16 protein-coding genes are annotated in these 13,817 nt (G+C 30.4%); 14 read left to right on the plus strand and 2 right to left on the minus strand.

Annotation, left to right across the window (positions count from 1 at the left end):
* Window position 1: 1 nt before the first annotated feature.
* The 14 genes from FMM58_RS00255 to FMM58_RS08840 all read left to right on the plus strand — a co-directional run bounded on the left by FMM58_RS00255 (window position 2) and on the right by FMM58_RS08840 (window position 11,856).
* Complete coding sequence (locus FMM58_RS00255; protein WP_150139296.1) at window positions 2-1,120, plus strand: glycosyltransferase family 4 protein; 1,119 nt, start codon at window positions 2-4, stop codon at window positions 1,118-1,120.
* A complete protein-coding gene (gene pglC / locus FMM58_RS00260; RefSeq protein ID WP_150139298.1) occupies window positions 1,113-1,715 on the plus strand; it encodes an undecaprenyl phosphate N,N'-diacetylbacillosamine 1-phosphate transferase in 603 nt (200 codons plus the stop codon). Before FMM58_RS00255 ends, pglC begins: the two co-directional genes overlap by 8 nt.
* A complete protein-coding gene (locus FMM58_RS00265) occupies window positions 1,702-2,286 on the plus strand; it encodes a NeuD/PglB/VioB family sugar acetyltransferase (RefSeq protein ID WP_150139300.1) in 585 nt (194 codons plus the stop codon). The genes pglC and FMM58_RS00265 overlap by 14 nt, the downstream gene beginning before the upstream one ends.
* A 49-nt stretch (window positions 2,287-2,335) precedes the next feature.
* Window positions 2,336-3,496, plus strand: coding sequence for an aminotransferase class V-fold PLP-dependent enzyme (locus FMM58_RS00270; protein WP_150180250.1), 1,161 nt, complete (start codon window positions 2,336-2,338; stop codon window positions 3,494-3,496).
* A gap of 3 nt (window positions 3,497-3,499) precedes the next feature.
* Window positions 3,500-5,281 (plus strand): UDP-N-acetylglucosamine 4,6-dehydratase (configuration-retaining), encoded by a 1,782-nt coding sequence (pglF, locus tag FMM58_RS00275; protein ID WP_150180251.1) that lies wholly within the window; start codon window positions 3,500-3,502, stop codon window positions 5,279-5,281.
* A gap of 113 nt (window positions 5,282-5,394) precedes the next feature.
* Window positions 5,395-5,781 carry a chemotaxis response regulator CheY gene (locus FMM58_RS00280; protein ID WP_150180252.1) on the plus strand — a complete coding sequence of 129 codons (387 nt, stop codon included), beginning with the start codon at window positions 5,395-5,397 and terminating at the stop codon, window positions 5,779-5,781.
* Window positions 5,782-5,807: 26 nt separating this feature from the next.
* Window positions 5,808-6,653: a 50S ribosomal protein L11 methyltransferase gene (locus FMM58_RS00285; RefSeq protein ID WP_150180253.1), complete on the plus strand. Its 846-nt coding sequence runs from the start codon at window positions 5,808-5,810 to the stop codon at window positions 6,651-6,653.
* Window positions 6,650-8,599, plus strand: coding sequence for an ATP-dependent zinc metalloprotease FtsH (gene ftsH, locus FMM58_RS00290; RefSeq protein WP_150180254.1), 1,950 nt, complete (start codon window positions 6,650-6,652; stop codon window positions 8,597-8,599). The genes FMM58_RS00285 and ftsH overlap by 4 nt, the downstream gene beginning before the upstream one ends.
* Window positions 8,599-9,213: a phosphatidylserine decarboxylase gene (locus FMM58_RS00295; protein ID WP_150180255.1), complete on the plus strand. Its 615-nt coding sequence runs from the start codon at window positions 8,599-8,601 to the stop codon at window positions 9,211-9,213. Before ftsH ends, FMM58_RS00295 begins: the two co-directional genes overlap by 1 nt.
* Window positions 9,214-9,222: 9 nt before the next feature.
* On the plus strand, window positions 9,223-9,939 hold the full coding sequence (pssA, locus tag FMM58_RS00300; RefSeq protein WP_150139314.1) for a CDP-diacylglycerol--serine O-phosphatidyltransferase: 717 nt from the start codon (window positions 9,223-9,225) through the stop codon (window positions 9,937-9,939).
* Between the two features lie 80 nt (window positions 9,940-10,019).
* Window positions 10,020-10,970, plus strand: a complete 951-nt coding sequence (locus FMM58_RS00305) for a DNA cytosine methyltransferase (RefSeq protein ID WP_150180256.1) — start codon at window positions 10,020-10,022, stop codon at window positions 10,968-10,970.
* The gene (locus tag FMM58_RS08830; protein WP_223810424.1) at window positions 10,948-11,193 is read left to right on the plus strand and encodes a hypothetical protein; all 246 of its coding nucleotides are present in this window, start codon (window positions 10,948-10,950) and stop codon (window positions 11,191-11,193) included. Before FMM58_RS00305 ends, FMM58_RS08830 begins: the two co-directional genes overlap by 23 nt.
* 153 nt (window positions 11,194-11,346) lie before the next feature.
* Window positions 11,347-11,496 (plus strand): hypothetical protein, encoded by a 150-nt coding sequence (locus tag FMM58_RS08835; RefSeq protein ID WP_223810425.1) that lies wholly within the window; start codon window positions 11,347-11,349, stop codon window positions 11,494-11,496.
* Between the two features lie 180 nt (window positions 11,497-11,676).
* Window positions 11,677-11,856 (plus strand): hypothetical protein, encoded by a 180-nt coding sequence (locus FMM58_RS08840; protein ID WP_223810426.1) that lies wholly within the window; start codon window positions 11,677-11,679, stop codon window positions 11,854-11,856.
* Between the two features lie 35 nt (window positions 11,857-11,891).
* Here the strand turns inward: FMM58_RS08840 and FMM58_RS00315 are convergent, their stop codons facing one another.
* Both FMM58_RS00315 and FMM58_RS00320 read right to left on the minus strand, forming a co-directional pair.
* Entirely contained in the window at window positions 11,892-13,133 is a 1,242-nt protein-coding gene (locus FMM58_RS00315; protein WP_150180257.1) for an ArsS family sensor histidine kinase, read from the minus strand.
* The gene (locus tag FMM58_RS00320; protein WP_150139320.1) at window positions 13,130-13,804 is read right to left on the minus strand and encodes a response regulator transcription factor; all 675 of its coding nucleotides are present in this window, start codon (window positions 13,802-13,804) and stop codon (window positions 13,130-13,132) included. The genes FMM58_RS00315 and FMM58_RS00320 overlap by 4 nt, the downstream gene beginning before the upstream one ends.
* Between the last annotated feature and the right edge of the window lie 13 nt (window positions 13,805-13,817).

Genomic DNA, 13,817 nt, shown 5'->3' on the forward strand with positions numbered 1-13,817 from the left:
AATGAGAGTTGGAATTTTAAGCCATAGTGGTATGAGTGTTTATCATTTTAGAAAGGCCTTAATCTTAGCCTTGCAAGAAAGAAAGGACGAGGTTTTTGTGATAGTTCCAAAAGATGATTATGCTGATAAATTGCTAAATTTAGGCTTTAAAGTGGTATTTTACGACCTACAAAGAAACTCACTTAATCCTTTTATAGTATTAAAAAATTTCTTTTCTTTAAAAAAGGTTTTAAAGTCCTTAAATTTAACTCTCATTCAAACAAGTGCCCATAAAAGCAATACTTTTGGCATAATAGCTAGTTTTTTAGCAAAAATTCCTTATAAAATCGCCCTTGTAGAAGGGCTTGGTTCTTTTTATGTAGATAATAATTTTAAAACTAAATTAGTTCGTTTAAACATAAATTTATTGTATAAAATAGCCTTTAAAATCGCAAATAAATTTATCTTTGTAAATTCAAGTGACGCACAATTTATGCAAGATTTAGGACTTAAACAAGAAAAAATTTGCATTATAAAATCTGTTGGAATAAATTTAAAAAGGTTTTTTCCTTATAAAGTTGATAAGGATGAATTTTTAAAAGAGCATAATATGCCTAAAAAGCCTATAGTTTTAATGGTTGCAAGGGTGTTATGGCATAAGGGTATTAAGGAATTTTACGAGGCAGCCTTTGCTTTAAAGGATAAGGCAAATTTTATTTTAATCGGGGGTAGGGATGATAATAGTTCTTGTGCACCCTTAGAATTCTTGCAAAATGGAGCAGTTTATTATCTAGGACAAAAAGAAAATATAGAATATTTTTTAAATTTAAGCGATATTTTTGTGCTACCTTCTTATAAAGAGGGTTTTCCTATCAGTGTTTTAGAGGCTAAGGCCTGTGCTAAGACTTGTGTGGTAAGTGATGCACAAGGTTGCGTTGAAGCCATTAGTAATGGTTATGATGGGCTTTTATCAAGGGTTAAAGATAGCAAGGATTTAATAAACAAAATCAATCTTTTATTAGTTGATGAAAAACTTCGTTTAAATTTGGGTTCAAATGCCTTTAAAGAGGCCATTAAATTTGATGAAAATGAGATTGCAAAAAGATATTTAAGCTTGTATAATAAGGTTGTTAATGTATAAGAATTTTTTTAAAAGGATACTAGATTTTTTAGGGGCTTTGTTATTGCTTATTTGTTTTTCACCCCTTATAATTATAATTTTTATAGTGCTTAAAATTTTGCAAGGAAGTGCTATTTTTACGCAAGAAAGACCAGGACTTCATGAAAAAAGTTTTATTATTTATAAGTTTAAAACAATGAGCGATGAAAGGGATGAATTTGGTGCTTTATTACCCGATGAACTTCGCTTAAAGCCCTTTGGTAAGTTAGTAAGGAGTCTAAGTTTAGACGAGCTACCCCAGCTTTTTAATGTCTTAAAGGGCGATATGAGTTTTATAGGTCCAAGACCTCTTTTAATGGAGTATTTAGCACTTTATAGTGATATGCAAAGATTAAGGCATAATGTAAGACCGGGCATTACAGGCTGGGCACAGGTAAATGGAAGAAATGCTATTTCTTGGGAGAAAAAATTTGAACTTGATGTGTATTATGTGCAAAATTGTTCTTTTATCTTTGATATAAAGATATTTTTTTTAACCATTTTAAAGGTCTTAAAAAGAAGTGGGGTAAATAAAGAAGGTCATGTTACAACGGAAAAATTCAATGGAAAAAACTAAAAAAATTTATATTTATGGAAGTGGAGGCCATGGCCTTGTAAGTGCTGATGTGGCTAGGGCTATGGGTTATAAAAAATGTATTTTTTTAGATGATAATAAGGGGCTTAAATTTGATATATCTTTACCAAAATATGATATTTTCATAGCAATAGGTGATAATAAGACTAGGGAGAAAATTTTTAAAAGAGTTAATAAATGTGGCTTTAACATAGTAAGTTTAATTCATCCAAGTGCGATAATTTCTAAAAGTGCTAAGATTTCAAAAAAAGGTGTTTTGATTATGCCACAAGTCATAGTAAATGCAAGGGCTAACATTCAAAAAGGAGTTATCTTAAATTCAAGTTGTGTAATAGAACATGAATGCAAGGTAGCAGAATTTTCACATATTAGCGTAGGGGCAAAATTAGCAGGTAATGTTAATATAAAAAAACGTTGTTTTTTGGGTATAAATTCGGCTATCTTGCCAAATTTAAGCTTAGAAAAAGATAGTATCTTAGGTGGAGGTGCCTTGCTTTGTAAAAGTGCTATAACAGGCATTTATATAGGCGTTCCAGCTAGAATCAAAGAATAATATTTAATTAATTTATGCTAAAATATCTAAATTTTATAAAGGCTTAGTTATGAGATTTTTTTTATCGCCTCCTCATATGAGTGGCAAAGAACTTACTTATATAAAAGAAGTTTTTAAAAGTAATTATATAGCCCCCTTGGGTGAGTATGTAAATCGTTTTGAAGAAAGCATTAAAAACTATACTAAAAGTCAAAATGCCCTGGCTCTAAATTCAGCCACGGTCGCACTTCATTTAGCCTTAAGGGTAAGTGGGGTAAAACAAGGTGATATTGTCCTAGCATCAAACTTTACCTTTATAGCCTCGGTTGTGCCTATTTTATATTTAAAGGCTAAGCCTGTTTTTATTGATTGTGATGAGAGTTTTAATATAGATATTGCTTTATTAAAAAAGGCTATTAAAGAAAGTAAGAAGAAACCAAAAGCCCTTATTTTAACGCATTTATACGGCAATGCAGCTAGAATGAAAGAAATAGTTAAAATTTGTAAGGATGAAAAGATTGTTTTAATAGAAGATGCAGCCGAGGCCTTGGGTAGCTTTTATAATGGTAAAGCCCTTGGGACCTTTGGGAAATTTGGAGTTTATAGCTTTAATGGCAATAAAATAATAACTACTTCTGGTGGTGGAATGCTAGTTTCCCCTAATACAAAAAAGCTTGAAAAGGCTAGATTTTATAGTACTCAAGCAAGAGAACCTTTCTTGCATTATGAACATAAAGACTATGGCTACAATTATAGGCTTAGTAATGTTTTAGGGGCAATTGGCGTTGGTCAAATGGAAATTTTAGAAGAAAGGGTGATTAAAAGAAGGCAAATTTATGAGTGGTATAAAGAATTGTTAAGTCCTTATTTTACTTTTTTACCAGAACTTAATAATTCAAGAAGTAATAGGTGGCTAAGTACCGCTTTGATAAATTTTAACGAAAACAAGCTTTTTACTAAGCAAAAATGTATTAAGGCAAAACATAAAAATTTAAAAATAAATCCTAAAATTTTAAAATTAATAGATGATTTAAAAGAACAAGGCATTGAAAGTAGGCCTCTTTGGAAACCTATGCACGCACAAGCTGTTTTTAAGGATGAAAAAGCCTATATTAATGGGAATAGCGAATTTTTCTTTAAAAATGGAATTTGCTTACCAAGTGGTACTGCTTTAAATGAGAATGATATAAAAGAAATTTGTGAAATCATTATAAAAAGCATTGAAGGCTAGGTTATGAATTTAGCTTTAAGAAAAACGCAAAGATTAATCTTTTTTTTAAGCTTAGATATTATTTTATTAAGCCTTTCTATATACTTAGCCTTTGAGTTAAGATTTAGTGGAGAAATAGGGGAGGAATTTTACCCTGGCTTAATAAAGGCATGGATTATTTTACTTATCTTAAAGCTTTATTTTTTGTATTTATTTGAAATTTATCGCGTTGCGTGGAGATTTTTTTCACTAAGCGAGGCTAGGAAAATTTTCTTTGCACTAGCCTTAGCAGAATGTGCTTTTTTAATCATCTTTTATTTTTTTAGTGATTTTTTTAATCCCTTTCCAAGAAGTGTTATAGGCATTGATTTTGTACTTTCTTATATGTTTATAGGCACCTTGCGTATATCAAAAAGAATGCTAATTGATTTTAAACCATCTCGCTTAAAGGATGAAGAAAAGCCTTGTATAGTGGTAGGTGCAACCTCAAAGGCGTTGCATTTGTTAAAGGGAGCAAAAGAAGGCTCACTAGGACTTTTTCCTATATGCGTAGTTGATGCTAGAAAAGAATTAATTGGTACTTATTGTGATAAATTTATAGTACAAGAAAAAAGCGAGATTAAAAATTATGTAGCCCAGGGTGTTAAAACAGCTATAATTGCTTTAAAGCTTGAACAAGATGATTTAAAAGCCTTGTTCGATGAGTTAATATCTTATGGGATAAGCGATGTTAAGCTTTTTTCTTTTACAAATAATGAGACAAGAAATATAAGCATAGAAGACTTACTAGCTAGAAAACCAAAGGACTTAGATGATAGTGCTGTAAAGGCATTTTTAAAAGATAAGATTGTTTTAGTAAGTGGGGCAGGTGGTAGTATAGGCAGTGAGTTATGTAAGCAATGTATTAAATTTGGTGTTAAAAAGCTTATAATGCTTGACCATAGTGAATATAATTTATATAAGATAAATGAAGATTTAAATAAATTTAAAGATAAAATTGTACCTATTTTGCTTTCTATATTGGATGAAAAGGCAGTTGATGAGCTTTTAAAACAAGAAAGACCTGATTTAATACTTCACGCAGCAGCTTATAAACATGTACCACTTTGTGAGCAAAATCCACATTCTGCCGTGCTTAATAATATCTTAGGTACAAAAATTTTAATAGATTTAGCTAAAAAAAATCAGGTTAAAAAATTTGTAATGATTAGCACAGATAAAGCGGTCAGGCCAACTAGTATTATGGGTTGTTCTAAAAGGGTTTGTGAACTTTATACCTTAAATTCAACTAGTGAAAATTTTGAAGTAGCCAGTGTTCGCTTTGGAAATGTTTTAGGTTCTAGTGGTAGTGTTATACCTAAATTTAAGGCACAAATTGCAGCAAATGAGCCCTTAACCTTAACTCACCCTGATATAGTTCGTTATTTTATGTTAGTTGATGAGGCCGTGCAATTGGTTTTACAAGCTAGTGCTATTGCTAGGGGTGGTGAGCTTTTCGTGCTTGATATGGGAGAGCCTGTGAAGATTATGGATTTAGCTAAAAAAATGCTTTTATTATCAAATAAAGAGAATTTAGAGATTAAAATAACAGGTCTTAGAAAGGGAGAAAAATTATTTGAAGAACTTTTGATAGATGAAGAAGATACAAAAACAAAGTATGAAAGTATTTTTGTCACAAAAAGTCAAAGCATGGATTTAAATTTTTTAAATGAAAAAATCCAAGAATTATTAAAAAATGAAAATATAATTGATATTTTACAAAGCATAGTACCTGAATTTAAGCATAATAAAAAAGACGGAAACTAACCATTGTTTAATAAAAATTGCTATAATTTTGCAATTTTTTACTATTAATTAAAAAAAAATATAGCTAAAAATGCTATAATGCGAATTTATAAATTTTTCAAAAAGGATGAATTGTGAAATTGCTGGTTGTTGATGATAGTTCTACTATGAGAAGAATTATTAAAAATACCTTAACAAGACTAGGGCATAACGATGTTCTTGAGGCAGAGCACGGAGTTGAGGCTTGGGATTTGCTTTCGCAAAATGATGATGTTAAAGTTTTGATAACAGATTGGAATATGCCTGAAATGAATGGATTGGAACTAGTCCAAAAGGTTAGGGCAGAGAAAAAATACGAAGATATGCCTATTATTATGGTTACCACAGAAGGTGGTAAAGCAGAAGTTATTACCGCTTTGAAGGCTGGTGTTAATAACTACATAGTAAAACCTTTTACTCCACAAGTTTTAAAAGAAAAACTTGAAGATGTGTTGGGTACAGGAAGTGATGTGGCTGGTTGAGTTGTAATCTTAACTTAAGCGATACTATGAAAAAATCTTATTACGAGTTATTTTTTAAGAGCGATGAAAATTATAAAGCCTTGTTTATAGACTTGGTCTTTGACCTTGGCATTGAAGCCATAGAAGAAAAAGATAGTGGTATTTATCTTCGCTCAATTTATGATTTAACAAATATATCAACAGCTCTAAGCGACTTTGCTACTAAACTTTCAAAGTTATACAATAAAGAAATTTTTTTAGAACAAAATATCACAAAAAAAGAAAATAAAGACTACATAGAAGAATATAAAAAAAATATTCAACCCATTTTAATAGATAAATTTTATATACATACAAGTTGGCAAAAAGATAAAAAAAATTTGAAAAATATCATAATAGACCCAGCCTTAGCCTTTGGTTCAGGGCACCATGAAAGTACTTATTCTTGTTTAAAACTTTTGCAAAAATTTGCAAAAAAAGATATGAAAGCCTTAGACCTTGGCTGTGGTAGTGGAATTTTAGGCATGGCACTTTGCAAATTAAAAGCCAGTGTTGAATGTTGTGATACCGATGAACTAGCCATTAAAAGCAGTTTAAAAAATGCAAAATTAAATAAGGTTAAATTTAAAAAAACTTGGTGTGGTTCTATTAATAAAGCAACTCACAAATATGATTTAATAGTAGTTAATCTTGTTTTTGATATTATTAATATTTTGCATAAGGATATTAAAAAGCATTTAAAAGATAATGCTATACTTATTTTGTCTGGAATTTTAAAAAAACATGCTGATTTAGTTAAAGAAAATTTCAAAGACTTAAAATTGTTAGAAAGCCTTGAAATGAATGAATGGCTTAGTTTAGTTTATAAAAATGATAAAAAAGGAATAAAATGAATAATAACAATCCTAATAACCCAAAGGGCAATCCTCAAAATAACAATAATTTTTTTAACAAAAATCCACTTTTGATATTTGGAATTTTTGCTATTGTTATGATAGTCCTTTTTAGAGGGTTTTTTGACGGAAGTAGTCCAATAGGCGGTTTAAGTGGTAATGAATCAAGTAAATCTGTGCCTTATTCTGAATTTAAAAAGCTTGTTGAAAGTGGTCAGATTAATCAAGTTAGCATAGGTCAAACTATGATTAAGGCAGTTTCTAGTTCTACAAATACCATTTATAATGTAAAAAGGGTTAGCAATGACCCTGAATTAATCTCTTTACTTGAAAGAAAAAATATAGCTTATGGGGCTTTTTCTGAGTCAAATTGGCTAACCGACATGCTTTTTTCTTGGGTTTTGCCGATTTTTATCTTTTTTGCTATATGGATGTTTTTAGCCTCTCGTATGCAAAAAAATATGGGTAGTTCTATACTTGGAATAGGCAGTTCAAAAAAGCTTGTAAATTCTGAAAAACCAAAGGTTAAATTTGGCGATGTAGCAGGTGTTGAAGAGGCTAAAGAAGAGGTAAAAGAAATAGTTGATTTTTTAAAGTACCCAGAAAGATATATCCAGCTTGGGGCTAAAATTCCAAAGGGGCTTTTATTAGTAGGACCTCCAGGAACCGGCAAAACCTTACTTGCAAAGGCAGTTGCAGGAGAGGCTGATGTGCCATTTTTTAGCGTTTCTGGTTCATCTTTTATAGAAATGTTTGTAGGTGTTGGGGCTAGTCGTGTTAGAGATTTATTTGAAAATGCTAAAAAAGAAGCCCCGGCCATTGTCTTTATAGATGAGATTGATGCTATAGGAAAAAGTCGTGCAGCAAGTGGAATGATGGGAGGAAACGATGAAAGAGAACAAACCTTAAATCAACTTTTAGCAGAAATGGATGGTTTTGGTTCTGAAAGTTCTCCTGTCATTGTCCTAGCAGCTACAAATCGCCCTGAAGTACTTGATGCAGCACTTCTTAGACCGGGTCGTTTTGATAGGCAAGTACTTGTTGATAAGCCTGATTTTAAGGGTAGGTGTGAAATTTTAAAGGTGCATATGAAAGATGTAAAAATTTCATCAAAGGTTAAGGTTGAAGATGTAGCAAGACTTACTGCAGGTTTAGCAGGTGCTGATTTAGCAAATATTATAAACGAGGCAGCCCTTTTAGCAGGTAGAGATTCTAAAAAATATGTAGAGCAAAAAGACCTTGTAGAAGCGGTAGAAAGGGCGATTGCAGGACTTGAAAAAAAATCTCGTCGCATAAATGATAAGGAGAAAAAAATAGTTACCTATCATGAATGTGGACATGCCTTGATTGCCGAAACTACAAAGGGAGCAAAAAGAGTTAGCAAGGTTTCAGTTATACCTAGAGGACTTGCAGCCTTAGGTTATACCTTAAATACCCCAGAAGAAAATAAATTTTTAATGCAAAAGCATGAATTAATAGCAGAAGTTGACGTACTTTTAGGGGGCAGGGCTGCAGAAGAAGTTTTTATAGGAGAAATTTCAACAGGGGCTAGTAATGACTTAGAAAGGGCGACAGATATCATTAAGGCCATGATTTCTATGTATGGAATGAGTGAGATTGCCGGTTTAATGGTCCTTGAAAAGCAAAGAAATACCTTTTTAACAGGTGGACAAACCATTAAGGATTATTCTGAAAAAATGTCTGAAAGCCTTGATGATTATGTTAAAAAAACTTTGGATGATAGATATAAGGATGTTAAAGATACTTTAAATTCTTATAAGGGTGCTATTGAAACTATGGTTGCTACACTTTATGAAGAAGAAACCATTGAAGGCGTGAAAGTTAGAGAGATTATTAAAGATTATGAAGAAGAAAATAATATGCCTACTCGCTTGCAAGAAGTAGAAAATAAAGATTTAAATTTACAAGAAGGCCAAGAAAGCTAATGAAAGCTTTTATCGCAAAAGAAGGCTATATAAGTTTAGCAGTAGTTTTAATCTTACTACTTTTATGCTGGATATTTTATAGCTTTTCTTTTTTGCTTGCCTTTTTGTTTATAGTGTTTTTAATCTTATTTAGAACACCAAGCATTAATCTAGCTTGTGTTGATAAAAAGGCTATTTTAGTACCCATTGATGGCAGAGTAGTTACCCTTAATACAAGTTTTTGCGATGACTTAGGAGAATGCATAGAACTTAGCATTAAAAATGCCTTGTATGATAGGGGTTCTCTTTACTCACCTTGCAATATGTACATTAAAAATATAAGCATAAAACATGGCTTAAATTTATGCTCTAATTTTAAACTAGCAGATAAATTAAACGAAAGAATTCATATCTTAGCTAAGTCAAATGATTATAAAATAGGCTTTTTGATAAGGGCAAATGCACTTGATAGAAGATTAAAACTTGATAATATAAGTGATACCTTACTTAGTGGACAAAGACTTTCTTTTTTATTAAATGCTAATGTGAGCTTGTTTTTACCATTAAATACGCGTTTGTATGTTGGCCTGGGCGATGAGATTAAGGCAGGGTCTTTGCTTGGATATTTTGAATAGGGTTTAAAAATGAAAAAATTACAACTTATTTATATTTTACCAAATTTATTTACAGCAGCCTCCGCTTTTTTAGGCGTTATTTCAATCATATCTTCTTTGCAAGGTAATTACCAAAAGGCCCTGCTTTATATTATCTTATCTTTGATTTGTGATGGACTTGATGGTAGGATAGCAAGACTTACAAATTCTACTTCTAAATTTGGGGTTGAATTTGACTCCTTGGCTGATTTAGTAGCCTTTGGCGTAGCTCCTGCGATTTTTTTCTATGTTAGTATAGGCATTAATTTTGGTAGGTTTGGGGCATTAATTACTGCTTTTTTTGTAATCTTTGGGGCCATTCGCTTAGCAAGATTTAATGTTACAACAGGTACTTATGAACCTTCTATTTTTATAGGGCTACCAATCCCTACAGCTGCCATTGTAAGTGCTATTTATACCTATGCTTATGTGAGTTATGATTTTTTAAGAGATTATGATACCATCTTTTTAATCTTACAAGCCTTGCTTAGTTTTTTAATGGTAAGCAATATTCGCTATCCTAGCTTTAAAAAGATAGATTTTAGTCGTTCAAGTGTTTTAAAAGTCCTTGTTTGCTTAATAATTTCTTTTTCAATACTTTATCTTTATCCACTTGAAAGCGTTGTAATAGTAGTTAGTGTTTATGTACTTTATGGTCTACTTCGTGCTATTTATATGCTTTGTAATGCTAAATTTAAAAAGCAGTAGATTTTCTTAAAAGGCTTTTTAGTAAAATTTTGTAATAATATTTTTTGATTTCTTAAAAGTAGTAAAAATAAGGAAATTTAGTGAATATAGGAAGTTTATTTGCAGGAATTGGTGGTATAGAAATTGGCTTTAAAAAGTGTGGTTTTGATACGGCTTGGGCGATAGAGATTGATTCAAAAGCTTGCGAAACTTACGCCTTAAATTATAAAAATAAAATTATCAATAATGATTTAAGCAAAGTTAATTTAAACGAGCTTGAAAATATTGACATCTTAACCGCTGGATTTCCTTGTCAAGCCTTCAGCATTGCTGGCTATCAAAAAGGATTCAAAGATGAGCGCGGAAATGTATTTTTTGAAATAATAAGATATTTGAAGCATTTTAAGCCACAAATTATTTTTTTAGAAAATGTTAAAAATTTAATTAATCACGATAAGAAAAACACTTTTAAAATCATTAAAAGCGAGCTTGAAAATTTAGGTTATCATTTAAAATATAAAGTCTTAAATACTGCTGAATATGGCAATATTCCACAAAATAGAGAACGAATTTATATAATTGGATTTTTAGATTTTGCAAAGTATGAAAAATTTTGTTTTCCACAAAAAGTGCCCTTAAAAAGAAAAATTACAGATTTTATAGATAAACGCGTAAATGATGAGTTTTATTATACTAAAAGTAAGTATTATCCAAAACTAAAAGCTGAGATGAAAAATCCTCATACGCTCTATCAATGGCGAAGGCATTATGTAAGAGAAAATAAATCTAATCTTTGTCCAACACTAACTGCAAATATGGGAACAGGCGGGCATAATGTGCCTTTGATAATTGATAGCGTAGATATTAGAAAATTAACTCCAAGAGAATGTGCGAGGTTTCAAGGTTTTAGTGAGAGTTTTCGCTTTCCGCCTCATTTAGCTAAATCAACGATTTATAAACAAATTGGTAATAGTGTTTCAATTAGCGTTATAGAAGCGATTGCAAGAGAAATTAAAAAAGTTGTAAAAGATGACATTAGAGCAGTTTGTTAGGGAAAATATTGTCAAAATAAACGATAAATTCAAAGATAGCTTAGTGCATAGTGATTTTAATGAAATTCAAGTGAAAGAATATTTAAAAAATTGCTTTATTGAAAAAATAAATTCAAAGGATTTTAAAAATACTCTTTTAGAAAAATTTGCTAATATGGAATATAAAAAAAGTAAAATCGTAGAAATTGCCAATGAAGAAATTCTTTATAAGGCAGATTTATAAAATTTTTTAGAAATAAGTATTTTTTTAGAACTTTGGCATTTAATTGACTTTGAAAAATTAAAACAAGTAAATCTTGATTTTATTCAAAATGTCTTAGCAAAAGATAAATTTAAATTTATAGAAAATAAGCTTGAAAAAATTTTAGAAAAAGCTTTGTATTTAGCTTCTATCGATGGCTTTTCTACAAATTTGTTGCATATAAATTCTGGAGTAATGACTGCTAATGCTGGTGATAGTGCCCAATTTCTTTTTTTTGGCAAGGGCGATTTTGGCTGGATTCAATGCCTCAAATGTAGATGTTAGAAGTAGCAGGTATGACGGATAGTAGATTTTGAAAACACGCTTTTACGCATTCAAGTAAGGGGAATTTCAACAGGAAATATCATAAGTTTTAAGGATAGAGACAGAGGTGGTCAAGGAATAGATTATACTCACGAAAGAAATCGTGGAAAAAGGATTACACAAAAAGATTGTGATATTTATGTGGCTGTGGATAAACAAGTGGGATTTTGTTATATTATTCCAATGACTTACGCAGACAAATTAAGCGATGAAGAATGTAAGAAAGTTAAGCTAAAAGATGTCCAAATGTATAAAGAAAATTGGGATATTATCAAGGAAGTAGCTAAAATTAAAGTCGATAAAAAAGGTATTTTTGCGTAAAGTTGTTTAGTATTATATGTTTTTATCTTTTAAATTTATTTTCGTATCTTATTTAGGTTATTAAAATAAAATAAATTCATTTCATCCTTATACTCATAAGTAAGCTTCATGCCATGTGTTTCTAGTATGGTGCTTACTATGTAAAGACCAAGGCCAAAGCTATCTTTTTGTTTTGAACCTTGCGTAAAGGCTTGAGTGTAGTATTCAAGGGAGTTGTTTAGTTTATTGCCCTTGTTTTTAAAGCAAATAAAATCACTTTTTATATAAATTTGTAAGAATTTATCTTGAGAATATTTTATGGCATTGTCTATCATATTTTTAATAGCTGTTGTAAAGAGTTTAAAATCAACATTTACAAAAAAACTTTCATTCATAAAAATTTGGACATTGCTTTCATCAATCATAGCAATTTCTTTTGACTCATCTAAGATATCTAAAATATTGTATTTTTTACGATTGATAAAGGTAGCCCCTGAGGTGATTTGTTCAATGGCAGCAAATTCATTTATTAAAATTTCAAGTCTATTAAAAATATTTGCAAGTCTTTCTTTATATTTTGTATCTTCAAGCATTTCAAGGGTGATAAGCCCCTTAGTGATAGGCGTTTTAAGTTCGTGCATCATATTTCTTATAAAAAAATGCCTAGATTGATTTAGTTTTTCTATCTGTCTAGTAGCTTGATAAAAGGCATCGCCAACCTGTGAAATTTCATCAAAGCCCGTGCTTATGTTTTTTATCTCATTTAATTTGCCCTGTGCGAATTTGTCAATTTGTATCTTTAAGGTCCTTAAAGGCTTGATTTTTTTCAAAACAAAGGCATAAAGTAAGATAATTATACAAATAACAACCACTGAGATTATCTTAAAAACCACATATCTATAACCTTGATAATCCTCGTCCTTATAAAGATGTACTACGCCATTATATATGATATTCAAATAAACACTTTGCTTATAAGATATGATTTGAACTATGCCATTATCTACTTTATCGGTATATAAAACCTCTCCTAAACGAAAAACCTCTCTTATTTCTTTTGGTATGTTAATCTTTTTTAAAGAATCATAATTTTTAGTTCTTTCTTTTAATTGATTTTCATCAATCAAGCCTTTTAAGTGCCAAATTCTAACATTTGCAATTAAGCTATATTTGTTATTTAATTCATTTGTATAATTTTGCTGGTCGTATTTTATAAGCCATAAAAAGGCTAAAACAACACTCACCCCTGTTAAGATAAAAACAAAGGTGATTATATAAAAGATTGACGAGCGATTCATTGAGTAAGTTTGTAGCCTATACCACGTATAGAATGGATATATTTTGGTGTTTTTGGGTCATCTCCCATTTTTTGACGAATTCTACTTATTATAACATCTATGCTTTTATTTGAACTATCTTCTCCAATTGATGAACAATTATAAACTAATTCTTCCCTGCTTACAACTCCACCTTCTTTTTTGATTAAATAGCTTAAAATATCAAATTCAGCATTTGTTAATACCAATTCTTGCCCTTTCATAGTGATAATATGTTTATATTGGTCGTATATTAAGTCTTTTATACTTTTTTCAATGGCTGATTTTGTATTATAAATTCTTCTTAAATGACTTTTAATCCTAGCTTGTAATTCTTTTGGATTATAAGGCTTTGGTAGATAATCATCAGCACCAAGCTCAAGGGCATTTACCTTATCGCTTATATCATGCCTTGCACTTGATATAATAATAGGGGTATCGTATTTTTTACGAATTTCTTCACAAACTTCAAGTCCATCAAGTCCAGGCAAGGATAAATCTAATATTATTAATTGATATTCTTTTAAGGCAAGTTTAGAAAGGCCTATGTATGGTTCATGTGCTATATCAACTTTCATATCAAATTTTTCTAAGTACTCTGCTATAATCTCTGCTAATTCTAAATCATCTTCTATCATAAGGATATTTGTCATGTTAAAATTCCTT

Origin of the sequence: Campylobacter sp. LR291e (genome assembly GCF_008633915.1) — a bacterium.
GTDB lineage: Bacteria > Campylobacterota > Campylobacteria > Campylobacterales > Campylobacteraceae > Campylobacter_D.